This window comes from Desulfatitalea alkaliphila (assembly GCF_022968795.1).
Lineage (GTDB): Bacteria > Desulfobacterota > Desulfobacteria > Desulfobacterales > Desulfosarcinaceae > Desulfatitalea > Desulfatitalea alkaliphila.
On sequence record NZ_JALJRB010000010.1, the window covers coordinates 104,219 to 127,905 of the forward strand.

The 23,687-nt window shown below is 60.3% G+C and carries 24 protein-coding genes; 7 read left to right on the top strand and 17 right to left on the bottom strand.

Annotated elements, in window-relative coordinates; translation table 11 throughout:
- Window positions 1–104: 104 nt before the first annotated feature.
- Entirely contained in the window at window positions 105–1,031 is a 927-nt protein-coding gene (locus tag MRX98_RS10980) for a nitroreductase family protein (RefSeq protein WP_246907312.1), read from the top strand.
- Here MRX98_RS10980 and MRX98_RS10985 read toward each other — a convergent pair.
- From MRX98_RS10985 to MRX98_RS11000, 4 genes are all read right to left on the bottom strand, one after another.
- The gene (locus tag MRX98_RS10985) at window positions 1,015–1,839 is read right to left on the bottom strand and encodes a putative molybdenum carrier protein (protein ID WP_246907314.1); all 825 of its coding nucleotides are present in this window, start codon (window positions 1,837–1,839) and stop codon (window positions 1,015–1,017) included. The two genes, MRX98_RS10980 and MRX98_RS10985, sit on opposite strands and share 17 nt — an antisense overlap.
- A gap of 68 nt (window positions 1,840–1,907) precedes the next feature.
- Window positions 1,908–2,837: a spermine/spermidine synthase domain-containing protein gene (locus tag MRX98_RS10990; protein ID WP_246907321.1), complete on the bottom strand. Its 930-nt coding sequence runs from the start codon at window positions 2,835–2,837 to the stop codon at window positions 1,908–1,910.
- On the bottom strand, window positions 2,801–3,235 hold the full coding sequence (gene speD / locus MRX98_RS10995) for an adenosylmethionine decarboxylase (RefSeq protein WP_246907322.1): 435 nt from the start codon (window positions 3,233–3,235) through the stop codon (window positions 2,801–2,803). Before speD ends, MRX98_RS10990 begins: the two co-directional genes overlap by 37 nt.
- Before the next feature lie 197 nt (window positions 3,236–3,432).
- On the bottom strand, window positions 3,433–3,906 hold the full coding sequence (locus MRX98_RS11000; protein ID WP_246907323.1) for an MFS transporter permease: 474 nt from the start codon (window positions 3,904–3,906) through the stop codon (window positions 3,433–3,435).
- 190 nt (window positions 3,907–4,096) lie between these two features.
- On the opposite strand from MRX98_RS11000, the gene asd reads away from it, so the two are divergent.
- Complete coding sequence (gene asd / locus MRX98_RS11005) at window positions 4,097–5,206, top strand: aspartate-semialdehyde dehydrogenase (protein ID WP_246907325.1); 1,110 nt, start codon at window positions 4,097–4,099, stop codon at window positions 5,204–5,206.
- Between the two features lie 43 nt (window positions 5,207–5,249).
- Window positions 5,250–6,242: a beta-ketoacyl-ACP synthase III gene (locus tag MRX98_RS11010; RefSeq protein WP_246907326.1), complete on the top strand. Its 993-nt coding sequence runs from the start codon at window positions 5,250–5,252 to the stop codon at window positions 6,240–6,242.
- 12 nt (window positions 6,243–6,254) lie between these two features.
- Here MRX98_RS11010 and MRX98_RS11015 read toward each other — a convergent pair whose 3' ends face one another.
- Entirely contained in the window at window positions 6,255–8,003 is a 1,749-nt protein-coding gene (locus MRX98_RS11015) for an AAA family ATPase (RefSeq protein ID WP_246907328.1), read from the bottom strand.
- 52 nt (window positions 8,004–8,055) lie between these two features.
- Window positions 8,056–8,811 carry a TerB family tellurite resistance protein gene (locus MRX98_RS11020; protein ID WP_246907330.1) on the bottom strand — a complete coding sequence of 252 codons (756 nt, stop codon included), beginning with the start codon at window positions 8,809–8,811 and terminating at the stop codon, window positions 8,056–8,058.
- 160 nt (window positions 8,812–8,971) lie between these two features.
- On the opposite strand from MRX98_RS11020, the gene MRX98_RS11025 reads away from it, so the two are divergent.
- Both MRX98_RS11025 and MRX98_RS11030 read left to right on the top strand, forming a co-directional pair.
- Complete coding sequence (locus MRX98_RS11025) at window positions 8,972–9,751, top strand: hypothetical protein (protein ID WP_246907332.1); 780 nt, start codon at window positions 8,972–8,974, stop codon at window positions 9,749–9,751.
- 164 nt (window positions 9,752–9,915) lie between these two features.
- Window positions 9,916–10,767, top strand: coding sequence for a hypothetical protein (locus tag MRX98_RS11030; protein WP_246907334.1), 852 nt, complete (start codon window positions 9,916–9,918; stop codon window positions 10,765–10,767).
- A gap of 14 nt (window positions 10,768–10,781) precedes the next feature.
- Here the strand turns inward: MRX98_RS11030 and MRX98_RS11035 are convergent, their stop codons facing one another.
- The gene (locus MRX98_RS11035; protein ID WP_246907341.1) at window positions 10,782–12,785 is read right to left on the bottom strand and encodes an oxidoreductase; all 2,004 of its coding nucleotides are present in this window, start codon (window positions 12,783–12,785) and stop codon (window positions 10,782–10,784) included.
- A 150-nt stretch (window positions 12,786–12,935) separates the two neighbouring features.
- Here MRX98_RS11035 and MRX98_RS11040 point away from each other — a divergent pair, with 150 nt between their 5' ends.
- On the top strand, window positions 12,936–13,544 hold the full coding sequence (locus tag MRX98_RS11040) for a tetratricopeptide repeat protein (protein WP_246907343.1): 609 nt from the start codon (window positions 12,936–12,938) through the stop codon (window positions 13,542–13,544).
- Between the two features lie 23 nt (window positions 13,545–13,567).
- The gene (locus tag MRX98_RS11045; RefSeq protein ID WP_246907345.1) at window positions 13,568–14,095 is read left to right on the top strand and encodes an NUDIX hydrolase; all 528 of its coding nucleotides are present in this window, start codon (window positions 13,568–13,570) and stop codon (window positions 14,093–14,095) included.
- Window positions 14,096–14,104: 9 nt separating this feature from the next.
- On the opposite strand, the gene MRX98_RS11050 is transcribed toward MRX98_RS11045, so the two are convergent.
- The 10 genes from MRX98_RS11050 to MRX98_RS11095 all read right to left on the bottom strand — a co-directional run bounded on the left by MRX98_RS11050 (window position 14,105) and on the right by MRX98_RS11095 (window position 23,687).
- Window positions 14,105–15,040, bottom strand: a complete 936-nt coding sequence (locus tag MRX98_RS11050; RefSeq protein ID WP_246907347.1) for an Hsp33 family molecular chaperone HslO — start codon at window positions 15,038–15,040, stop codon at window positions 14,105–14,107.
- A gap of 3 nt (window positions 15,041–15,043) precedes the next feature.
- Complete coding sequence (locus MRX98_RS11055; protein WP_246907354.1) at window positions 15,044–16,186, bottom strand: lytic transglycosylase domain-containing protein; 1,143 nt, start codon at window positions 16,184–16,186, stop codon at window positions 15,044–15,046.
- Between the two features lie 11 nt (window positions 16,187–16,197).
- Window positions 16,198–16,611, bottom strand: coding sequence for a hypothetical protein (locus MRX98_RS11060; protein WP_246907356.1), 414 nt, complete (start codon window positions 16,609–16,611; stop codon window positions 16,198–16,200).
- A gap of 51 nt (window positions 16,612–16,662) precedes the next feature.
- Complete coding sequence (locus MRX98_RS11065; protein ID WP_246907363.1) at window positions 16,663–17,643, bottom strand: tRNA dihydrouridine synthase; 981 nt, start codon at window positions 17,641–17,643, stop codon at window positions 16,663–16,665.
- Window positions 17,644–17,710: 67 nt separating this feature from the next.
- On the bottom strand, window positions 17,711–18,229 hold the full coding sequence (locus MRX98_RS11070) for a PocR ligand-binding domain-containing protein (protein ID WP_246907365.1): 519 nt from the start codon (window positions 18,227–18,229) through the stop codon (window positions 17,711–17,713).
- Window positions 18,230–18,399: 170 nt separating this feature from the next.
- Window positions 18,400–19,071 (bottom strand): nitroreductase, encoded by a 672-nt coding sequence (locus MRX98_RS11075; protein WP_246907367.1) that lies wholly within the window; start codon window positions 19,069–19,071, stop codon window positions 18,400–18,402.
- A 55-nt stretch (window positions 19,072–19,126) separates the two neighbouring features.
- Window positions 19,127–19,924, bottom strand: coding sequence for an enoyl-CoA hydratase-related protein (locus MRX98_RS11080; protein ID WP_246907376.1), 798 nt, complete (start codon window positions 19,922–19,924; stop codon window positions 19,127–19,129).
- 68 nt (window positions 19,925–19,992) lie between these two features.
- A complete protein-coding gene (locus MRX98_RS11085) occupies window positions 19,993–21,153 on the bottom strand; it encodes an acyl-CoA dehydrogenase family protein (RefSeq protein ID WP_246907377.1) in 1,161 nt (386 codons plus the stop codon).
- 39 nt (window positions 21,154–21,192) lie between these two features.
- Complete coding sequence (locus tag MRX98_RS11090; RefSeq protein ID WP_246907379.1) at window positions 21,193–22,860, bottom strand: class I adenylate-forming enzyme family protein; 1,668 nt, start codon at window positions 22,858–22,860, stop codon at window positions 21,193–21,195.
- 62 nt (window positions 22,861–22,922) lie between these two features.
- Complete coding sequence (locus MRX98_RS11095; protein ID WP_246907386.1) at window positions 22,923–23,687, bottom strand: SDR family NAD(P)-dependent oxidoreductase; 765 nt, start codon at window positions 23,685–23,687, stop codon at window positions 22,923–22,925.

A 23,687-nucleotide genomic window follows, 5' to 3' on the forward strand; every position in this document is an offset into this window, starting at 1 on the left:
TTGGCTGCATCTTCAAGAGGCCGATTCCGGAAGCACGCCATCCATGTTATGTTGGGAGCGGTGCGTTAATCAAGCATGGAATCCAAGTGAATCGGGAGGCGCCGATGCGGGTGGACAGAACCGTTACCACAGCCATCGACCCGGAACTTTGCACGGGTTGTGGATTGTGTATCGAGGTGTGCCCCAGCGAAACCATCACTTTGTTACATGGCAAGGCGGTGGTTTCGGGGAAAGAGTCTTTGAATTGCGGGCATTGTGCCGCCGTCTGCCCTACCGGCGCTGTAGCGGTCGGCGCCATCGATCCCGACATGTCGGCCTTTCAAACCTTCCAGGAAGAAACGACCTGGTCCCCCCATGGTCGCTACGATACGGCGGCGCTGGTCAACTTGATGCGCTCCCGGCGTTCATGTCGCAATTTCAGGCAGCAACCGGTTGCACGGGATATTCTGGAGGATCTGATCCGTATCGGCATTACCGCGCCCTCCGGATCCAACTGCCAGATGTGGACCTTCACCGTCCTGCCGGACCCCGCCGCCGTGCGTGCCTTGGCCGCGCGCATCGGGGATTTTTTCCGCAAACTCAACCGATTGGCGCAAAAGAAGTGGCTGCGCAAATTGCTCAAAGGGGTCGGGCGGCCCGAACTGGACCACTATTACCGCAACCATTTCGAGAGCATTGCAAGAGGGCTGTTGCAATGGGACAACGGCGGGCGCGATCTGTTGTTTCACAACGCCCCGGCGGCCATCGTGGTCGCCGCCAAGAACCAGGCGAGCTGCCCGGCGGAAGATGCACTGCTGGCGACCCAGAACATCCTGCTTGCGGCGCACAGCATGGGGCTGGGCACCTGCCTGATCGGTTTTGCCATTGCCGCCATGCATCGGAGCGATGAAATCAAGGCGCTGCTCCGGCTGCCGGCGGATGAAACCCCCTACGCCGTCATCGCCCTGGGGTATCCGCGCGAAAAGTACCAACGGGTTACGGGCAGAAAGAAGGCAACGGTGAGGTATATCGATTTTATTTCACCACCCTGAGGCGGTGGGTGCGGCGCAGATGCTCCCAGAGGGCGCGCAATATGACGGCGCAGGCTTCGTCGGGAAGGGGGTCTTGCAGGTTGCCGCGTTCGGCGCAGGAGCGAAGCAACGATGCATTGCCGCTGTAAAGGCCGAATTGTTCTTTGATATAAGCGGCCAGTCCGGAGTGCAGGCCGTCCAACGCATCGGATGTCATGTTGGCCAGCGTGGTGCGATCTTTGAGGGGCATGGCGGCGGCGAGATGTGCCACGGCATCGTCCACCGTGAGGGGTTGCTTGGTCGGACCATTCTCGGCAGGGATGACATGCTTGGCGGGGTGCTCCGGATGCATTCCCGATTTGACAAGGCCGAGATAGACCGCCGTCTCCAGCACCTTGCGGGTCTGGGTGTAGATGTTGATATCCTCACTGTCCTGCAAGCCGGTAACGAACACGGTTTTGATGTGTTGTTGCGACAGCCAGGAGGCAATCAGAGAAGCGGCCTCGAAAAGGGGATATTGCCCCAGGTCCACGTGCAAAAACTGCCGCTGGTGCTTGAGGGCCGCCTGCACCACCTTACGGGTCCAGGGGGTGGCCTGGTTGCGGGAGACCACCAGGGTGCCGTCCGCTTCGGCCGTGTTTTTGTCCAACGCCTCCTGAAACCCTATGGTTGCGGTCTCTTGCAACTGGTAGACGCTGGGCAGCGATCCCATGGCATTACGCTTGCCGAGGGGGGTCCAGCCCCCGTGGGGGATGCTTAACTTGATGGCGGTATCCAGCGCGGCCAGTTCCACACCGGTTTGTCCGCTGGTGAGCACTTTACGGATCATAGGGACGACCTCTCGCGAAAACCCTGGTGGGGAAACCGTCAATCCGGGCGGCATCGGCCGCCGACGATCTATCGTATGGCACGGGGCAGTGCGGCCAAAGAGTAGACATGATTCTCCGCCGCGATGGCGTCGCGCAAATATTTGGGCGGGTGCATCAAGGCACGCATGGTGCGCCCGTCGAACATGCGCAAAGGGCCGTCGATCAATCCCGCCAACCGCTCATCGACGGCCTCCGGTTCCGGATCCTCCCAGCCCACCGTGTCGTCCGCGCCACATACGAACCCCATGGGCGATCCCCAACTGGGCACGGGGACCAGCCAATGCCACATGCGTTGGAAAACCGAGGCGACGGTATTGGCCAGCCGGACGTGCAACTGCATCTCCACAGGGCCCGCAAGCCCGGCTTGTATGACAAAACAGCCGCCGGGCGCCAATGCCCGCCGACACTGTGCAAAATATTCGCGCGTGAACAGCTTGGCACTGGGCCCGTGCTCCAGCGGATCGGTCAGGTCGGAAACGATCACATCCCAATTTCCCGGCACCGCATCCACGTACGCCAGAGCATCGGCGATCACCACCCGGCTACGCGGATCGTCAAAAGCGCCCTGGTGCATCTCCGGCAGGTGGCGCCGGCAGGCATCGACCACCGCACCGTCCAGATCCACCATGACCGCTTCCGTCACGGTTTTCCATTTGAGGGCTTCGCGCAACGCCGCCCCTTCGCCTCCGCCGAGAATCAACACCTTTTTCGGGCCACCTTGCAAAAGGCAAGGCGGGTGCACCAAGGCCTCGTGGTACATAAATTCATCGCCGGTGCACGATTGCCAACAACCGTCGAGCACCAGCGCCTTGCCGGTGGCACCCGACCGCACGATCATCATTTCCTGGAAACGTGTCTTCTGCTGGTGCACCACCTCTAGGATGCCATGGCAAACGGCATCGTAGGGGTTGTTGTATTCAGTCAACCATAGGCTGCCGGGGGTCTCATGGGAATGCATGTGTCCTCGCAGGAACTGTTTGAGGCCATGTTTGCGACCGGCAAGGGCACCCCGCGCCCGCGTTGCAGAACCGTGCGCGCCTGGCGCTTCGCTTCCAGCAGTCCGGTCAGCAGCCGGCAAGCCGCGACAGGGTCGCAATGGGTGCCGCAGGTGAACGCATCCACGGCGGCATAGCCGGTTTCGGGCCATGTATGAATGGAAATGTGGGATTCGGCCAACAGGCCCAAGGCCGTCACACCCTGGGGGCTGAACTTGTGGCTCGACAGTGTCAGCAGCGTGGATCCCGATGCCTCGGCCGCACTATTAATGGCACGACATATGAACTGCTCGTCATCCAGCAGTTCGGATGGACACTCAAAGAGCTCCAAGATACAGTGTTTACCGGTCGTTTGGTTCAATGTAGGCCCCTCCGTCCGCCTCAACGCGGTGTTTGGGTGGTTTCACCTCCTCCAATGGATAAGGTAACGCATTGCAACAGACCCAAAGGGCCGCCCCGTCCACCACACACCGAGCGGGTCGCCCTCAACGAAATCTGAACTAATAAATCCAGGGGGCGCGACGGTCAAGGAAAAAAAGCGCCGACCCGCCCACCTCTTCACGGCCGCTGCGGGATGGGGCAATTGCCCGCCGGCGTCAGCAGTACATATCCTTGCGCTTCATTGTACCCGATGCGACCGGCCAGCTTGAGCAAGGCACGGTCGGAAAACTTGATCCGATCCTCGCCCCGCTGCAGGTAGAGGTTGTCCTCCTGAATGAACAACGGATCGGTCTCCAGCGCAATTGTTTCACGGGTATTGAGCATCAGGCGCACCGGATCTTCGGCCGTTGCGTCCACCACGAACAAGGGTGTGTCCTCATAGCGGAAATAGACCTTTTCGACGATGTTGTCCCGGACCTGCTGTACGAAATAGCCGTCCCGGTCGCGACAGATGGCGGCATTGAAATAGTCGACGATTTTCTTGTGCCGCAAGCGCCCACCCTCATTGTACCAATGGCCGAAGCGGTCCATCCAGAACACCGCCTCCTCCTTGGGCACCACAACGATCCGCATCTCCTTGTCCACCCCCATTGCCCCTGCTCCTGTCCAAATTTAATAGATATTTCGGATGAAACGAGTACATTGGTACGACAAAACCCGCCACCTTGTCCACCTTCTTACTGAAGAATCGGCCCGACTCTTGACAAACCAGCGGCGGCACCATATTGAACGGGTTTTATGGGCGATTGCCCATTGACACTGGTTTGCAAGGAGAAACGCCATGAAACGTGTCGGATTCGTCGGTTGGCGTGGGATGGTCGGATCGGTGCTCATGGAGCGCATGCGGGCAGAGAACGATTTCAAAGATTTCGACTTCACCTTTTTTTCCACCTCCCAGGCCGGACAACCCGGTCCGGACATCGGCCAGGGAACCCGGCCGGTGGAAAATGCTATGGTTATTGAACGCCTGGCAACCATGGATATCGTGATTTCCTGCCAAGGCGGTGATTACACGTCGGCCGTTTACCCGAAGCTGCGGCAAACCGGCTGGAGCGGCTACTGGATAGATGCGGCCTCCACGTTGCGCATGGAAAAGCAGAGCGTCATCATCCTCGATCCGGTCAACCGACCGGTTATCGATGCGGCGCTGCACCAAGGCGTCAAGGATTTCATCGGCGGCAACTGCACCGTTTCCCTGATGCTGATGGCCCTGGGGGGGCTCTTCGCCCGCGGCATGGTCGAATGGTTGACCTCAATGACCTACCAGGCCGCATCGGGCGCCGGCGCGCAGAACATGCGCGAATTGGTGGCCCAGATGCAGTTCATCGGACAAAAGGCGGCCGATCTGCTGGCCGATCCGGCGGCCTCCATCCTGGCCCTGGACCGCGCGGTCAGCCAAACCTTGTGCGACAGCGGCATGCCCACGCAGGCCTTCGGCGCCCCTTTAGCGGCCTGCCTGATCCCCTGGATCGATAAACCGATGGCGGACGGCCAAACCCGCGAAGAGTGGAAAGGCTTTGCGGAAGCCAACAAGATATTGGATCGCGAAAAAAAACCGATCCCCATCGACGGGCTGTGTGTCCGGGTGGGGGCCATGCGCTGTCACAGCCAAGCGTTTACCGTGCGCTTGACCCGCGATGTACCTCTGGACGAGATCGAAGCCATGGTGGCGGAACACAATGAATGGGTGAAGGTGGTGCCCAACGACAAAGAGAGCACCCTGCGCGAGCTGACGCCGGCCAAGGTGTCCGGCACCCTCACCGTTCCGGTGGGTCGCATGCACAAACTGAATATCGGACCGCGCTACTTGACGGCCTTCTCCGTCGGCGATCAACTGCTGTGGGGCGCCGCCGAACCGCTGCGACGCATGCTGCGCATCCTTCATGAATAAGGTTAGGCATCGATACAGATCATAATTGGAGGCACACACCACCATGCCATATGCACACCTGCTGGGCACCGGGTCCGCCCTGCCCGAATATGTGTTGGACAACCATGGGCTGGAAACAATAGTGGACACCAGCGATGAGTGGATCACCCGCCGCACCGGCATCAAGCAACGGCGGATTTCCAAATTGGAAAAAGGCGAAACCACCGCCAGCCTGGGCACGCAAGCGGCCCGTGACGCCTTGGAAACGGCCGGCATCACTCCCGACCGCATCGATACCATCATCACCGCCACGGTTACGGCCGATCGCCTCTTCCCTTCGGCCGCCTGCATGATCCAGAAGGACCTGGAGGCTTTCAACGCCGCCGCCTACGACGTTTCGGCAGGCTGCTCCGGGTTCGTTTACGCCATGGAGATCGCCAACAACAGTATCAAAGCGGGAATGGCCCACAATGTGTTAATCGTGGGTTCGGAGCGGCTCTCCGCGCTGCTGGACTGGACGGACCGCAGCACCTGCGTGCTCCTCGGCGATGGCGCCGGCGCCGTTGTGCTCGGCAGTCAAGAAACACCCGGCGGCATCCTCTCCACCCGGATGAAGTCCGATGGCCGTCACTGGGATCTGTTGTACGCCGAAGACGGTACTTTTCCCCTGCCCGAGAGTCTCGAAGGCGCCTACAACATGCCGTACCACCTCAAAATGGAAGGCAACCGCCTGTTCAAGCAAGCAGTGCCCTGCATGGCCCACATCGCCGAAGAAGTGCTCTCCCGAACGGATCTGAAGCGGGAGGATATCGATCTGGTCATCCCGCACCAGGCCAACCTGCGCATCATCCAGGCGGTTTCCGACAAATTGAAGATTCCCATGGATCGCTTCTTCACCAACGTGGACCGATACGGCAACACCTCGTCGGCCTCGATCCCCATCGCAATGGACGAAGCCAACCGTCAAGGTTGTATCAACAAGGGTGACCATGTCCTGCTGGTCAGCTTCGGTGCGGGCCTCACGTGGGGTGGTGCGGTCATTGAATGGAGCATTTAAAAGGCGGAAGCGTCAAGGCGCCTGGGTGAAATAGATTTCGACACGCCTGTTTTGGTTGCGACCCTCCGCAGTGGCGTTGGAAGCGATTGGATCGGCGGATCCCATGGCCAGCACCTCGATGCGATCGGGCGGCGCCCCTTTTCCGACCAGATAGGATTTCACGGCACTGGCCCTGAAGCGCGAAACGCTCTGGTTGTAAGTTTCCGATCCCGACGAATCGGTATATCCCCGTACCTGCAACATATGATCCGGCTGGGCCTGGAGCTGTAAGGCGATCTGGTTCAGCACGCCGTAGGATGCCTCGTCGATTTCATTGGAATTGAAGGTGAAGGGAATGGTGATGAGCCGGTTCATCACCGGCGGCGCCTTGATCGGTGCGGAGGGGGCCTCTGCGGCAGCGTCCGTTCGGGCCTGCCGCCGGTCGGCAACAGCTCTTGGCCCTGACTCCTCCTCTGGCGGTGCGGACATCTCCGCAGCACCAGTTTGCCCGGCCTTGGCCGCGGATATGTCCGCGGGCTGTTGCACGGGTGGCGCCGCGGGGATGGAACGGGACGCCGTCGCCGCAGGCCGCTCCGAGGATCGGGAAGGCGGGGCGGCCCCGGATTCGGTCGGCGCCGCTTCCGCCCGCTCACTGTCCGTCAAGGCGGGGACTTGGTTCCGGTCCACCCCATCGACGCCAAAGCGGCCTTGATCGTCGCGCGTGAAACGGGTGATGAAAAAAGCCGCCAACATCACCAACAACAGCACCACGACCGTATACAGCAATCTGCCGAAGAACCGTCTCACGGAATGGGTGCCCATGCCGTTGTCCGGGGTGGCCGCACCTCCAACGCGTGCCATGCCTTGGGGCGTACCGGCCGCCGCAACAGATGTACCATCCGAACGGGCCACGGCCCGGGAAATGGAGACGGTGTCCGGTGCGTGGGCCGTGCCTTCACTTTCCGCCGTGGCCGGGTCATAGGCGATGCGCAGTTCCCGTGCGCACTCTTCGACCATCGCGGCATCCACCACCTTGGCATCACGGGCGTAGGCGGTCAACAGGGCGTGATCGGACAAAATGTTGATGAGCCGCGGGATGCCGCCGGAAAAGCGATAGACCGCCTTGACGGCTTCGGCCTTGAAGATCTCTTTCGTGCTACCGGCCACCTTCAAGCGGTGCCGGATGTATTGCCCCACCTCGGCCGCCGTCAAAGGGTCGATATGGTAGCGGACCGTGATGCGCTGGGCCAGGGCCCGGTTCTGCGGTAACGCCAGCAGGGTGTTGAACTCCTGCTGCCCTACGAAAAAAATGTTGATCAGTTTGCGGTCTTGCAGCTCGATGTTGGACAGCACACGCACATCCTCCATCAAGCGCGGGCTCAACCGCTGACACTCATCGATGATGAGCACCACCTGCTTGCGTTCCGCATAGCTCTGATGCAGAAAGTCGCGCAGGTGGATGAGAAACGCCCCTTTGCTGTCGAAGGTGCGGTTCATTTTCAAACCGTCGGCCAACAGATTGTAAAAATCCATGCTGACCAGATCGGGATCGGGCATGGTGGCCACCACCGTGTCCATGTCCAGGGTGCCGATCAAACGGTTGATGAGCAGGGTTTTACCGGTACCGACTTCTCCCGTGAGCAACAAAAAACCGCGATTGTCCAGGATACCGTAGCGCAGGGTGGCCAAAGCTTCTTTGTGTTTTTCGCCCAACCAGAGGAACTTGGGATCGGCGGTGATTTGAAACGGCTTGGTGTTCAACTGAAAATGTTTCAGATACATCGGTGTCACCCATCGCCATGTCGGGGGGTTTCGATTCGGGCCTCGAAAAGCCCTATCTCAATCCCCGCTCCTGTTTGACGGTCTCATATGCTTTCTGGATTTCGCGGAATTTTTCGTGGGCCAGATCGATGAACTCGTCGGGCAGTCCCTTGCCTGCAATTTTATCGGGATGATAGGACTGCGCCAAGGTGCGGTAGCGTTTTTTGATCGCTTCGTCACTGTCTTCAGGCCGGCATCCCAGCACTTCGTAGGCTTGGTTCTCGGTTGCCGTGTAGCGGGATTTGATCTGCCGGTAGCGCTGCTCGCCCATTTGAAAAATACGCACCGCGTGCAACAACAGCGCCTCTTCGGCGCGGTTGACAACACCGTCCGCGACGCTGACACGCACCAGAATATCCATCATCATTTCAATCATTTGGTGATTGTTCTGAAAGCGTTGGTAGAATTGTAGGGCAAAATCCTCGAAGCGGGCCGGCGATGACAATGCCGCCCGGAAAATATTCAACGCCACCTCCCGCTCCGCCGGACTCAGCTTGAGATCGCGTACGGCGAAGGCTTCGATGGTGTCGATCTCTTCGTTGCGCACCTGGCCGTCGGCTTGAGCCAGCTTCGCCAGCATTGAAAAGGTGCTGACGAAAAAAGCGAGTTGTGTCTGCTCGATGCCGGAAAGGTTGCCGGATCGGCCCTGCAGCCCACTCTCTTCGCTGCTGTCGAAGGCGTGCCCGAACACCGCACCGGCAATGGCCCCCAGCGGCCCGCCCAAGGCGAACCCGATGGTGCCCCCCACGATCTTTCCTACAATACCCATGTCCGATCTCCACTCTGATTCGTGCTGCCGCCTGTCTAACACATTGCCGTTGTAAGAATAAAGCGCTAATATAATCATCTTTATTCTTGATTAACCCTCAATTCATCGGTATTATTAATTAATTTTTATCACAACAGCACGGAAGGATGGGAGGAAGCCGATGTTCGCTTGGTGGCACAACATCGAATCGGTGGCGGGCTTCAATGGGTGGATGCAGGTTCTGGCCATGATCGGCGCGGCCTTGACAACCGTAAGCGTACTGCTGCTTTGGGCACAAGGCAATCGCCTGGGGCGGCATGTCGGCGACAGGGAGGCTGCCGCCCGCAACAAGATCAAGGCGGTGGAAAAGGCGGCCGAACAGATCCGCAAGGAGTTGCTGGCCACCCAGCAAAACCAGGACATTGTCGAGCAAAAGCGCCGCTTGGCGGAAATGGACGCCGGGGCCTTGCGCAAGGAGATGGAGCAGATCCGCAAGCGCTACGCCGATGCCGAAGGGGCCCTCAAAAATCGGATCGACGAATTGAAGGACATCAACACCACCCGGGGCCGCGCCGGCACCACCCAACCCGTGGCGCCGCCGGTCAAAAAGGAGATGCTCGACAGCCAGCAGCGCAAAATGTTGGTCAAACTGCTCAGCGGCGGCCCCAAAGGGGATCTGGACATCATTTCGGTGCTCGGCAATCCCGCTTCCTACGCCATGGCAAACGAGTTGAAGGCGCTCTTCGAAGACCAGGGATGGGCCGCCTCGGAAATCATCCAAAGCGCCTTTTCCCATCCGCCCCAAGGCTTGGTGCTGACGATCCACAGCAAAGCCACCGCACCTTCCTATGCCAAGTTTCTCCAAAGAACACTGACCACCGCAGGCCTTCCGGTATCGGCGCAGGTGAGCGCCAAGTATCCCGAATGGTCCATGTCCATGATCGTCGGCGAACCTGATTAGCCCGTCCTGCCGGCATATCCCATGGAAGGCTGCTCATGAATCGATCCCATATCGACAATCACTCAGGCGCGCAAAGCGATCCCGACCACCACCGCACGTTTCGCCGTGCATGGCCCACCCGGGCGTTCGACATGTAGCCGGGCGCATAGCAGGGGAGTTGCATCATGACCCATTCGGTTCAAACCAGCGAACATCTCAAAGCCGTCTTTCGCAAACGCCAGATCCTGACTGTTGTCTGCGCGCTGTTCACCATTGCCGCCGCTCTGCTGGCGGCCCTGTCCGGCCTGCAATTGAAGCAATTGCGCCAGGCGCAGGAGCAACAGGCCCGAACCGAAGCGCAAACGGCGGTGATGCCGCAAGCCGTCGACCCGGCACGAACGGCACTGGAAAAAGATCTGGATACGGCTTCCCGGGCTTTGGCCGACGCCCAACGCCAATTGGCCACCGAGCGGGAAAACGTACGCCGCTTGATGGAGCGCATCACCGGATTGGAGCGCCAATTGTCCGTGGCGACGGCCAAGGCGCTGCAGCAGGCGGAAAAAGCCCAACCCCCGAAAGCGCCGCAACCGCCCCCTCAGCCTGCCCCACAACGCAAACCCGCACCCGCGACAACTGCACCGGCGCCTCCCGCCGCGCCGGCAACGCCACCCGTGCCCGCACCGACCCCCGAAAACCAATCGCTGACACCCCCACAGCCGGAACCCACGCCCGCACCGCAAACGGCGCCGGAACCCCCCGCCGCGCCTCAGCCGGCGGTGGAAACGGCACCGCCACCGTCGGCGCCAAGCGAAGAAGCACCGGCAGACCAACCGTCCGATACGCAAGATGCGGTCACCCCACCGCAGTCATCGGCGCCCGCGCCCGCGCGGGAAGCCCCTGGCGACCAACAGGCATCTACTGCAACCGCCGCGCCCTCCGCGGAATCGGCTGAAAATCCCGCCGCGACAGGCGAGACGGCAACTAAAGAGGGGGGCATCGTCGAGACACCGCTCGATCCCGCCCCCCTTGCGCAATAGCTTTTTATGCTTGCCTAAACCTCACGACCTGCGGCAAAGCCCTGATGGATGGCATCGATGGCCTGGGCCACTTGGCGTGCATCCCCCACCACTTGATGAGCGATCCCCTTGGCTGACAGCAGTTCCGAAAGAGGGTCTTCGGATCGGGCCCCGGCGGCCAGGACGATGGTGTCGGCGGCGATCTCCTCGGTGCCTCGCGACCCTTCGATCCGGATGCCGCTCGGTGTAATTTCCAGCGCCTTTGTGGCGGCCATCCGCTTGACGGCACTGCGATCCAGTTCCTGGAACATGCACCATTTGGTGGAGCGGCCGATATCCTTGCCGATGGCCTCCAGCATCTCGATCAGCAACACCTGCTTGGTGCCGCGGGTGGCCAGTTCGTAGAGGGATTCCGGATCTTCAGCCCGATTGATCAGCAGAAACTTGACGGCGTCGCCGTCCAAGGTTCCCTTTTCGGCCAAAAACATGGCGGTTTCCACCCCTACCGCGCCTCCGCCGACCACCACCACGCGTCGGCCGGTATGGGCCTTGTTCAGCAGCACATCCCAGGCCTGGACCACATGGGGCTGGTCGGCGCCGGGAATGGGCGGCTGTATCGGCCGGGCGCCTGTGGCGATGATTACCGCGTCGGGCTGTTCCAATACCAACACCGCTTCGTCCACCGCCTTACCCAGACGGACCGTGACCGGGCTGACGGCGATCTGTTGCGCCAAATCATCGGCCAAAACGCCGAATTCGGCGCGTCCCGGAGGGGCCGCAGCCAGGTGCAGCTGGCCACCCAAACGATCGGCCTTTTCATACAGCGTTACTGCATGTCCCCGCTCGGCCGCCGCCAGGGCGGCACTCATGCCGGCGGGCCCGCCGCCGGCCACCAACACCTTCTTGACCGCCGGGGCCTTCTCGATTCGGGTTTCCTCTTCCCTGCCGGCCCGGGGGTTGCACAGGCACTCCACCGGTTTCAGTTTGAACAGGTTGTCGAAGCAGCCCTGGGCGCAGGCGATGCAGTGGATGATCTCCCTCTCGCGACCGGTGCGCGCCTTTTCCGGCAGGTAGGGATCGACAATCAGGCTCCGCCCCATGGCCACCATGTCGCACATGCCGTCACCGATCATGTCGCGGGCCGTCAGGGGGTCGTTGATGCGGTGGGAGGCGATCACCGGCACCGGCACCAGCTCCTTGATCCCCCTTGCCAGATAGGCGAACACCCCGCGCGGCACGGCGGTCACGATCTGGGGCACCCGCGCCTCGTGCCAGCCCACGTTGATGCAAAGCGCATCCACACCGGCCCTTTCGACCAATGCCTTGGCATAGGCCTGCAACTCTTGGCGTCCCTGCCCGCCCGGCATGAAATCGTTTCCGTTCATGCGCACGATCACCGGGAAGGCGGCACCGACCGCTGCCCGGATGGCCTGCATCACCTCCAGGCCGAAGCGCATCCGGTTTTCCAGGTCGCCACCATACTCGTCTTCGCGCTGATTGGTCAGGGGCGAAAGAAATTCGCTGATCAGGTATCCCGTGCCGCTCAGCACCTCCACAGCATCGAACCCGGCCTTCTTGACCCGCAATGCCGCCTGGGCGAATGCGTCCACGATTTGCCCGATCTCCGCCACGGTAAGGGCGCGGGGCGTCTCACGGGTCATGCGCGAAGCGATGGCCGAAGGCGCCACCGGCTGCCGACCGTCCAGGAAAAAGGAGCTGTTGTAGCGGCCCGCATGATTGAGCTGCACCGCCGCCCGGGCCCCGTTCTCCTTGATGGCGGATGCCAGCCGCGCCAGACCGGGAATGAACCGGTCATCGTGAGCGCCGATATTGAGCACATTGCCGGAGAGCTCGTCCACGGTGGCGTAGCCCACCACGATCATGCCCGCCCCGCCCCGAGCCCGCTCGGCGTAAAAATCCACCAATCGCGGCGTCACCTCGAACTGGTCCGCCATTCCCATGTGCATGGCCGGCATGTAAAAGCGGTTTTTCACTTCCAACTGATTGATCAAGATCGGTTCAAACAACGGATCGGCCACTACAACCCCCTTTTGGTTCGCGTTCCGGATGCGGCGGTCAAGGGATTCATGGAACAGGTCCTTTTTCCCTTGCCTCGCCGAAAGTTCGATTCTATATTGCGCGGGCGCGAAAACTTGGTCGCGCGGATCGGCTTAGAGAAAGGATAATTCATGTCATCTGACAGCCAAAAACGCAAGGGTTACGTCAAAACGGAAAATGTGATCCTGCTCTTTTTTGTGGCCCTGGCCGTGGGTTTCGTCGGTGGGGTGGTGTTCAGCGCCTACCGTGCGGTGGGCAACCTGCCCATGGGAGCCGCCGACGGTGGCGTCAATCCCATGGCAGCGCAGCAGCGGGCCATGATCGAATCCCTGGTGGCGCAAACCGAAACCGACCCCACCGATGTAAGCGCCTGGACCCAACTGGGCCACCTCTACTTCGACAGCGGCGAACCGGAAAAGGCGATCGCGGCCTATGAACGCTCCCTGGCTCTGGATGCCGACCGGCCGGATGTGTGGACCGACCTGGGGGTGATGTACCGCCGCGGGGGCGACCCGCGCAAGGCGGTGGAAACCTTCGACCGGGTACTGGCCATGGAGGGCGACCATGAAATCGCTCTCTACAACAAAGGGGTGGTCCTGATGCACGATCTCAACGACCTGGACGGCGCCCTGTCCGCCTGGGAACAGTTGCTGGCCGCCAACCCCGATGCCCGGACCCCATCGGGCGACGCGCTGAGGGACATCGTCGCCCAGATTCGGCGCAACCCGCGCACCAATTGATGCCCCATCGACGGGAACAGCCCATGCACCCCCATGTCAACCAACGCCGCACCATCCGCCATGGCCGCGTTTTTGAGATTACGGTGGAGAACGTCACCCTGGCCAACGGGGTGACCATCGATCTGGAAATCATCCGCCATCCCGGTGCGGCGGCCATCGTGCCGTTGCTCGAAGACCGCCGGGTGGTGATGCTCAAGCAGTACCGACATGCCGTTGGCCGTTACATGTGGGAAATTCCGGCCGGTACGGTGGACCGACAGGAGTCCCCCATGGCCTGCGCCCGGCGCGAGTTGGTCGAAGAGACCGGTTACAGCGCCGCCGTCTGGGAAACCCTGGGGGCTGTACAACCGGTGCCGGGTTATTCGGATGAAACCATCCACCTGTTTCTGGCCCGTGATTTGACGCCGGCCCGGCAGCATTTGGATGCGGATGAAATTTTGGAAGTCCACCCCCTGCCCCTGGATGAGGTGGTGGCCATGATCGCCGACGGGCGCATCCAGGATGCCAAAACCATTGCCGCCATGTTTTTGGTGCAGCAAAGGCGGATCTGATCTACTTTTCTACTTTTTGGCGGCCGCGCGGATCTCTGCCAAGTCCTTCCGATCGAAGGCATACAGGGTGTTGCAGTTGTGGCAGCGGATCTCCACCGGAAAGGGGCCGTTGCGGGCCATATCGGCCAATTCGGCCGGATCGAGCATGGCGAGCATGGTGCCGATCTTCTCCCGATTGCAGTGGCACATGAACTCCACGCCCCGCCGATCCAGGATGCGCGGCCCCAGGCCCGGAAACGCCTCGGCCAGCCAAGGTTCGGGAAAATCGGCAGCGCCCACCGCCTGCCCCATGGATGGCAAATCGTGCACCAACGCCTCCAACCGGGCCAACAGCGATTCGGGCGCGCCCGGCAAGGCTTGCAGCATGAGACCACCGGCCCCTTGGACATTGCCTTCACCGTCGAAAAAAATCCCCAGGGAAAAAGCGGAGGGCAGCTGTTCCGACTTGAGGTAGTAGTGGGAGAGGTCCTTGGCCAGGCTGCCGTAGGCCATCATTACTTTTCCGGTAAAGGGGTGCTTGGCGTCCTGCAGGTACTTGGTGACCGATAGAAAGCCGGCGCCGTAAAAAGGGCGCAGATCGAAACTCTCCAGGGGCTTGTCGATGGGGATGGGCACCTGCTTGAGAAACCCCCGCACTTCACCGAAAGCGTTGGCTTCCACGCTCATCCCTTTAATCGGCCCCGAGCAGCCCACATCGATGGCGATGCGGTCATTGCCTTTCAAGGTAGCGGAGATCAGGGCGGCGGCCAGATAGCCGTGACCCAACACCAGGGTCTCCAACAGACCCAGTTCGTGATTCCAACGCATTTCATTGACCATGCGCGTACCGTTGACCGCCACTCCCCGAATGGTGTCCTCACCCATCAGAAAGGGGTACAATTTGTCCCGCCGGCTGGCCTCCAATTGGGCCTTCAGATCTTCGCCGTAAAGTTTCTTCTTTTCCATGTTTCAATCTTCCATTTCTTCAAAGGTATCCGCCGGCCATTGTGCCGCGCCGGCATCATCCCAACGGGGATAGAGCACCAGACGGTCGCCGGGATGAATCGGTTTGTTCAGATCGATGCGATTCCAGATCAATAAGGCCGGCAGGGGCAGGTCGAACCGCTCGGCAATGACCGAGAGCGAATCGCCGGGTTGCACCACGTAGATGCGTTGGGGACGCTTTGTTGCATCCTCGGCCATGACTTGTCGCAAACGCTCACCGAATCCGTCCGCGGCCCCTTCGGGCAGATGCAAATCGTAACGCCCCTCTTGCAGATAGTGCCCGCGCAGGGCGGGGTTCAGGTCCTTGATGCGCTTGAAATAGGTACCGGCGGCTTCAGCCACCAGGCGTATGGGCACTTCCCGCGCCAAGACGATGGTGGCGGTGTCGAAACGCCGGGGCGGATAAAGATCTTCCGGCGCCAAATCGAACCCGTAAGCGACGGGATTGCCGACGATCAACTTGACCGCCAGCATCCGGAACACGAAACGCTGGGTCTCCAAGGGCAGGTAGAGTTGGTAGTAATTGTTGCTCTCCTGTTCCAGCATTTCCGCCGCCAGGCCGTTGCGCCCCATGTTGTAGGCAGCCAGCGCCAGGGTCCAGCTGCCGAACTGCTCGTGCAGGGATTGCAGATATTGCAGGGCGGCAGCGGTGGAGGCCTGCAGATCCCGCCGCTCGTCAATGAATCGGTCTACGGTCAAGCCGTGATTGCGCCCGCTTCCGGCCATGAATTGCCAGTACCCCATGGCACCCCGCCGCGAACCGGCATGGGGCCGCAGGGCGCTCTCCACGATGGGCAGGTATTTCAAGTCGTCGGGCAAGCCCGCCTTTTCCAGTTCGGCGGTGATATAGGGCAAATAACGGGCGGCCCGTTTGAGCCACAGCACCACCTGTGTCCGATTGTCCAGGCTGAGCAGCATCTCCAGCTCGAACCGCTCCCGCACGTCGGCCAGCTCCCAGGGCACCGGCTCACCGCAGAGGGTCAAATCCGCCGGTGGCCGCACTGCGGCCGCCAGGGAGGCGGCCCCGGCAACGGCGCCACTTCCCCCCCAAATCATCAGCCCCACGACGATCCACGGTCCAAATCGCGACAGGGTGTTCTTGCGCATGGTAGTTCTCCTCAAGGGGTTCGCAGTTCGCGAAAACCCAGATGTCGACCGATCTCCTCCAAGCACTTGCGGGCCTGTCCCCCATTGGGCATGTTCTCCAGGCGCAGTATGGGATCGGTCGCCGCCTCGGGCGACTCTTTGCGGGAGAGCAGCGCCAGACGGTACCAATAGGGCAGCTCCTGGTCGTGCAGGTCCACAATGGCGACGCCCTGGCGACGAATATCGCGCAGTATTTTACGCCCCCGGTCCCGCTGCAACGGGGCGGTATCGTCCGCGGGCAACAATTTCCGGTAATCGTTCAATCGTTGCAGCAACTCTCCCTTGGCCCGCCGGTAGCGTCCGATGGGCAGAATCCAGAACCGCACCATGATATAGCCGCACATGCCGGCCAGGAAACTGAATCCGACCACCAGATAAAAACGCACTGTCCACTCCTCGTTTGCTGTTGCTGTGTGTTGCGATGATACCCCAAGCACTTATCCACAGGTGTCGAACGGCCCCTTGAAGGCGGCGGTTTGCCAAAAAGCCGCCAATATATTCCGGTACTGCTCCACGCGCCGCGCTTTGCGCACGCGTTTGAGCAGTTTGTCGCCCTGCTGAAAGTTTTGGGCGAAATAGGTCCAGTAGCCCTTCATGGTATCCACCAGTTGCACCGGCCCATGGCGAATGGCGGCAAAACGGTCAAAGAGGGTGTCGTGGAACCGCCGGAACCGGCCGATCCGATCTTCGTGACTCGGGCTGCTTCCCTTTATCGCGGAAGGCAGAAAGGGATCGGCCAGCAGGCCGCGGCCGATCATCCAGCCGGCCACCGACGGAAAACGCTGTTGCAACACTTCAAACCCTTTTCGGTCGACGATGTCGCCGTTGTAGATCACCGGGTGCCGGGTACGCTGAAGACACTGCGCGAACATCTCGAAGTCGGGGCGCCCTGTGTACATCTGCTCACCGGTACGCGGATGAAGGATCAGCGATTGGATTGGGTAGCGGTCGAAAACCGGTAGTAGATCCAGTATCTCCTCAGGCGCACTGCGACCCAGGCGCAGCTTGACGCTGATGCGTGTCGGCAGAGCACCGGTCACCTGCTCCAGAAAAGCATCGATGCGTTCGGGATGGGGCAGCAGGCCCGATCCGCGCTGCTTGTTGGCCACGCGGGCAAAAGGACAGCCAAGGTTCCAGTTGACCGTGTCGTACCCCATCCGGTGCAGGGCGGTGGCCAGCGCGATGAAATTGGATGGGGTTTTGCTGATGATCTGGGGCACGACGGGCATCAGCCGGTTGTTTTCCGGCAACACTTCCTGAATTTGGCTGGGTTTGATACGCACCCCTTGGATGGTGGTCAAAAAAGGGGTGACCGCGCCGTCGATGCCGTCGAAATGCTCGGCATAGGCGTTGCGAAACAGAGCACCGGTCAGCCCCCGGAGGGGCGCCAGCCAGATTCGGGGGGTGGCAGGGATCATGTCGGGAATATCGGTTTGCGTCGGGCAAGGGCCGCTTGGGTGTCAGGGCAATGGGGCGATGCCGGCTTCATTGCTGTTGCCGGCGCACATAATCGGTCACGATTTCCGCAACCCGCTTTTCGATGAAATCGGCCAGTTGACGCGCGCTTTCCATGGAGATGGCGGTCACGTCCGCGGACAAGGCTTCGACCCGCTCCTCATCGATATCGGTGATTTTGTTCACCAGGAAAGTATCCACTTCACCGTCATCGAGAACCTTGCCGCAGCCGCCGACCGCGCCGAGAAAGGTGTCCTCGACGAATATGGGCGTCACCAGTTTGACCATTCCCGCATCGCACTCCTCGATCACCGTCTGCCGGCTCTGGCGCGCCTGGTTGGCGAGGTTCATGTGGGCCGTAGCGCAGATGAAACTCTGTCCCTTGGAGGTTGCCTTGATTTCCGGACAAAGCCGATTGGGCCAGTGGGGGTTCTGCACAATGCGGATCCCTTCGGTGTTGTAGACGGCCGGATTCAACCCGGAGCGTTCGTAGATCGCATCTTCAAAGGCTTGCCATGTTTCGATATCGCAAAGGTCCAAAAGATCCATGACGGTCATCCCTTCCTTTCGTTTTGAAATCGCGTGAGGAATATACCCTGCCCCGCCGATGAATGTCAAAGGTATGGAATCGCATTTACATCGATGATTCCATACCCCCACCGGTGTGGTTATCACGATGATGCCTTGCCCCCTGCACTTGTGTGCAGGGGGCACGACAATCACAACCCGTGCCAGTGGACAATATCATCGATCGGCACGCGGGAGGTCTGGACCTGGTTGGCCGGATAGTCCCAGTCCGGGTAACCGATGGCGATGGACATCACGATGCGCATGTTGTCGGGGATGGCGGCGTGTCGGCGCAGCACATCGGGGTATAGACAGCCCTGGTCCGCGATGCAGGTGCCCAGGTCGAAGGCAAGGGCGGCCAGGCAGATGGTTTGTATGACGATGCCGATATCGATCAGAGGGGTGTCGGGCTTGAGCGCTGTGTCTGTCAGCACGATTATGGCCGCCGGGGCATCGAAGAAGCGAAACCCCCGTTCCGTCCACTGCGTGCGTTTGTCTGTGTCCTGGCGTTCGATGCCCATGAGTCGAAACAGTTGGACGGCCAGTTCGACCTGCCGTTCGCGGTAGACGCTTTGCTTGCTCCATCCCACCACCGACTGTTCGCCACCGGGGGTTTCGCCGGCCCGCAGTTTGGCCGCATTGGCCTGGCGCACTTGATCCAACACGCGGCCGCCGAGCACGCAAAACGCCCAGGGCTGAGAATTCATTGCCGACGGGGCGCGACCGGCGATTTGCAGGATTTGCCGTATGGTCTCCTTGGGAACGGGGTCGGGCTTGTACCCCCGGACGCTTTTGCGTGTTTTGATTGCATCGATGATCTGCATGATCTTTCCTCCTGCCTTGAACTGCGTCTTCCATTTCCTCGCTACCGCATGCCACCTACTTGCGGTACTTGTCGTAATCCGGTTTCCGTTTTTCCATGAAGGCATTTCGACCCTCCATGGACTCTTCGGTGCCGTAGAACATGCTCAAGCCCCCAACGCCCAGATGGGTGATGCCGGCCACACCGTCGGTTTCGGCATGGAAGGCGTATTTGAGCATTTTAAGCGCCGTGGGGCTCTTTTCGAGCAGTTCGGCGCACCACTTGTCGACCTCCTCATCCAACTTTTCAAAGGGCACCACGGCATTGACCAAGCCCATGTCGAGGGCTTCCCGGGCCGTGTACAGGCGGCACATGTACCAGATTTCCTTGGCTTTTTTGAGCCCGACGCAGCGGACCAGGTCACCGGTGCCGTAGCCAGGGTCGAAACTGCCCACCTTGGGACCGGCCTGGCCCAATTTGGCCGATTCGGCCGCAATGGACAAGTCGCAGACCACCTGGAAGACATGGCCGCCGCCGATGGCATATCCGTTGACCCTGGCGATGACCGGTTTGGGAATGGTACGGATCAGGTTGGAGACGGTCTGCCAGCCCACTTCCACCGGTAGCGCCGCGATGGTGCCGGCATATCCGCCGGCCTCCCGGATGGACTGATCTCCGCCGGTGCAAAAGGCCTTCTCGCCGGCGCCGGTGAACACCACCACGCCGACGGAGTTGTCCACCCAGGCATCGGTCAGCGCCTGGTTCAACTCCAGCAGGGTCAGGGAGGTGCAGGCATTGAATTTCTGCGGCCGGTTGATGGCGACGCGGGCGATGCCGTTTTTCTTCTCGTAAATGATTTCTTCGAAGTTCATCATTATTTCTCCTTTGGAATGAAGGTACCGGTTTTGGATGAGCCGGCTTTTCTTTCAGCGATACTGTTCTTTCAACGATAGTTGTAGGGAAGAAACTCCCTGCCCATCACTTCACGTTGCACCACTAGTTTGGAAACCTGGGAGGTGCCGTCCGCGATCTCGATGGCCAGCACATCGCGCAACCGCTGTTCGAGGGGATACTCCTTGGTGTAGCCATAGTGACCGTGCAGCAGCATGCAATCGCGAATGGCATTGGTGGCAAAGCGGGGGGCCATCCATTTGACCATCCCGGCTTCCTTGGAGCTCGACCGACCCTGGTCCCTCAGCCACAACGCTTTGTAGCACAGCAAACGCACCGCCTCCAGCAAGCTCAAATGCTCGACGATGGGAAAGGAAACCCCTTCGAAGGTGGCTAGCGGGCGACCGAAGGCAACCCGCTTTTTGACGTGCGCCATGGTCTCCTCCAGGGAGACCAGCGCGGGCGATATGGCCTCCAGGCAGAGGAGTATGCGGCTGATGTCGAAGCCGCGCATGGCCATCTTGAACCCCGTGCCCTCCTCCCCGATGAGATAACTTGCGGGGATTTCCACATTTTCCAGAAACAGCGAACCGCGCACCACGGCATTGCAGCCGAGATCTTCATAGCCCTGCATGGTGACGCCGGGAAGATTCCGGGGGACGACGAAACAGCTGACCCCTTTGGCCCCGGCAGCCGGATCGGTCTTGGCAAAGACCAGGGAAACGTCGGCATCCATTATGGCGGTGATACCCGATTTTTCGCCATTGAGGATATAGGCGGCACCTTTTTTTTCGGCGCTGGTTTGCATAGCGACGGCATCGGTGCCGGAACCGGGTTCGGTCAAGCAGAAGGCCGGGATCATCTCGCCGGCCAAAAGGGGCGCCAGAAATGCATCGCGCACCTCCTGACTTCCGTGCTCCAGCAAACCGGCGCAAAGATGACCGGCCACATGGGTGGCCATGGGTAGGCTGCAATCACCGCGGGCGATCTCCTCGCAAATGATGCCCTCCGTGATGTACGATTCACCCAGGCCGCCGTTCTCCTGGCTGACGGAGGTACCGATGAAGCCCAGCGACCCCATTTTGCGCAATAGTTCCCGGGGGTATTGCTTTTCCCGGTCCCAGCGGCTGTATTGCGGCGCCAATTCTTCCTGAGCAAATCGCCGGACTTCCTTCTGAATCATTTTTTGACTGTTGCTGAATGAAAATTCCATTGGATACCCCCCGTTCTTGGATCATCGACGGATCACCGATCATGCTTTTTCCAACAACCCTTTACGGTAGTCTTCTTTGGCACGCTCTTTCACCTTGTAGTGAATGAGTTTGCCCGTGGCCGTCATGGGCAATTCATTCACGAACCGGTAAAGCCGCGGCCGCTTGTACCGGGAAAGCATGGGGTGATTGCGGCAATGTTCATCCAGATCCTTGACCGTCAAGTTTTCTTCGGCTTTGATCACGTAGGCGACAACGATTTCCCCCCACTTTTCGTCCGGCACACCGGTAACCGCGCAACCGGAAACCAACGGATGCTGGTTGAGCGCCTCTTCCACCTGCACCGGCTGCACATTCTCGCCGCCGGAGATGAGCATGTCATCCTTGCGGCCGACGATGGTGACATACTCCTGTTCGTTCCAGGTGCCCAAATCGCCGATGTAAAGCCATCCCTTGTAGAACTTCTTGCGCGCCTCGTCCGGTTTGTTGATGTAATCGTACGCACATTTGCCCGGCGCCCTGACAATCACCTCACCCACCGTCTGGTTGTCCTTGGGCACTGTTTCGTCCGGTTCCGCCAGGCGATCGGGCAGCAGCTCGACCACCGCCATGCTGTCGTCCGTGCAGGAGCGACCTGCACTGCCGGCCATGGCGGGCAGATCGAAGGGCCGCAGGAAGGTGTTCCAGAAAGCCTCCGTGGACCCGTAGCCGTTGAAGATGTTCTTGGTCAGCACCTTGTGGCACTCGATGCACAAGTTCGCCTCCAGCGGCGCCCCCATGGTGACAATGCCCTTTAACGAGCCGATATCCCGTGGTCGCGCCACTTGTTCGTCCTTGAGCATCTTCAGCGTGACCGGCGCACCGATCAGGTAGGTCAGTTGATACTGCTGCACCAGATCGAGAACGGTCGGCGCATCGAACATTCTGAGGACAACCACCTCCCCCCCGATATACAGCGTCGGGTTCGGTCCACCCGAATACAGGCCGCCCCGGTGAAACCAAGGGGTCATGTTCAATGTTTTGTCCAGTGGCGAAAGGGGAAAGTGCATGATCACGTCGTGGGCGCTGAAGATGTCATTGAGATTGTTGAGGGGCACCCCCTTGGGCATACCGGTGGTACCCGAGGTGTACAGCCGGGTCACCTCGTCATAAACGTGACTGGGGTGCTGAACGCCCGGTTCGTCTTCCGGGCTGTTCTTGACGTAGTCGGAATAGGTCAGCGACCCGGCAAAAGGTTGCTGTGCGCCGCTGATATCGACCATAACGATCTTTTCAGGACGGTGCGAAGCCAACTCCAACGCGCGTTGGGCGACATCTTTGACATCCGCGTCGTAGAAGTACACCTTGGGCTTGCTGTCATCCAGAATATAGGCCGTCTCACCGGAAGAGAGACGGAAATTGATGGGGCAGTTGATGGCGCCGATCTTTTGCGGCGCCAGGTAGAGAAAGAGAAATTCGGCGGAATTGAGCAACTGGTACATCACCACATCGTTCTTGCCGACCCCGCTGCCCGTCAGAGCATGGGCCAGCTTGTTCACTTCCGCATTCAGTCGGGGATAGGTCCAGCTCTGTTTGCGCACAGGGCAAGTCAGCGCGGTGCGCTCGGAGAACCGGTGTACATTGCGCATGAAACCGTTGATGTAGGTGAAGGTGTTTTCAAAGGTGTCTATAAACATCTCCGAATTGTAGGTTTGGCTGTGTGCCTTCATGATTGTCCCTCCTTTGGCACCCACAGGTGCCCTTGGGCGCGTATCCATCCGGAAGCCGGGCATCAGCTCATGGTCAGCCCACCGCTGACACTGAGCGTCTGGCCGGTGATGAAGCCGGCCTCATCCGAGGCCAGGAACACCACGGCCGAAGCAATATCCTCCGGTGTCCCCATTCGATTGAGGGGAATGACTTTGTCCATTTTGGAAAGTATTTTCTTCGCAAAATCGCTTTCCGCCTGCATCTGCTCGGTCATCGGGGTGCCTGTCGGGCCGGGGCAGACCACATTGACCGTGATCCGGTTGCGGGCCGTTTCCCTTGCCAAAGATTTGCTGAAGGAAATGACGGCACCCTTGGCGCCGGCATAGACCGCCTCCCCCATGCTCCCCACCCGGGCCGCATCCGATCCGATGTTGATGATCCGGCCGCCGTTTGCCGCGATCATGTCCTGGATGACCGCATACACACAGTTGAGCACTCCCTTGTAGTTGATGTCGATCACTTTGTCCCAGAAATCAGGGGTGGTTTTCACAAAAGGGACCATGCGGTCCCAGCCGGCATTGTTGACCAGGATGCCGATGGCCCCGAAACGCTCCTTGATGACCGCCACGGCGGCTTGTACCGATTCCAGGTCGGTCACATCGCACCGCGCCGCCATGGCCTTGCCGCCGGCCGCGTAAATTTCCGCCGCCGTCGTCTCGGCGATCCGCAGGTCGATATCGCCGATGGCGACCTGCGCCCCCTGGGCTGCCAGAATGGATGAAATGCCCTTGCCGATCCCTTGGGCGCCTCCGGTGACCAGTGCTGTTTTGCCTTTAAGCGCGAACAT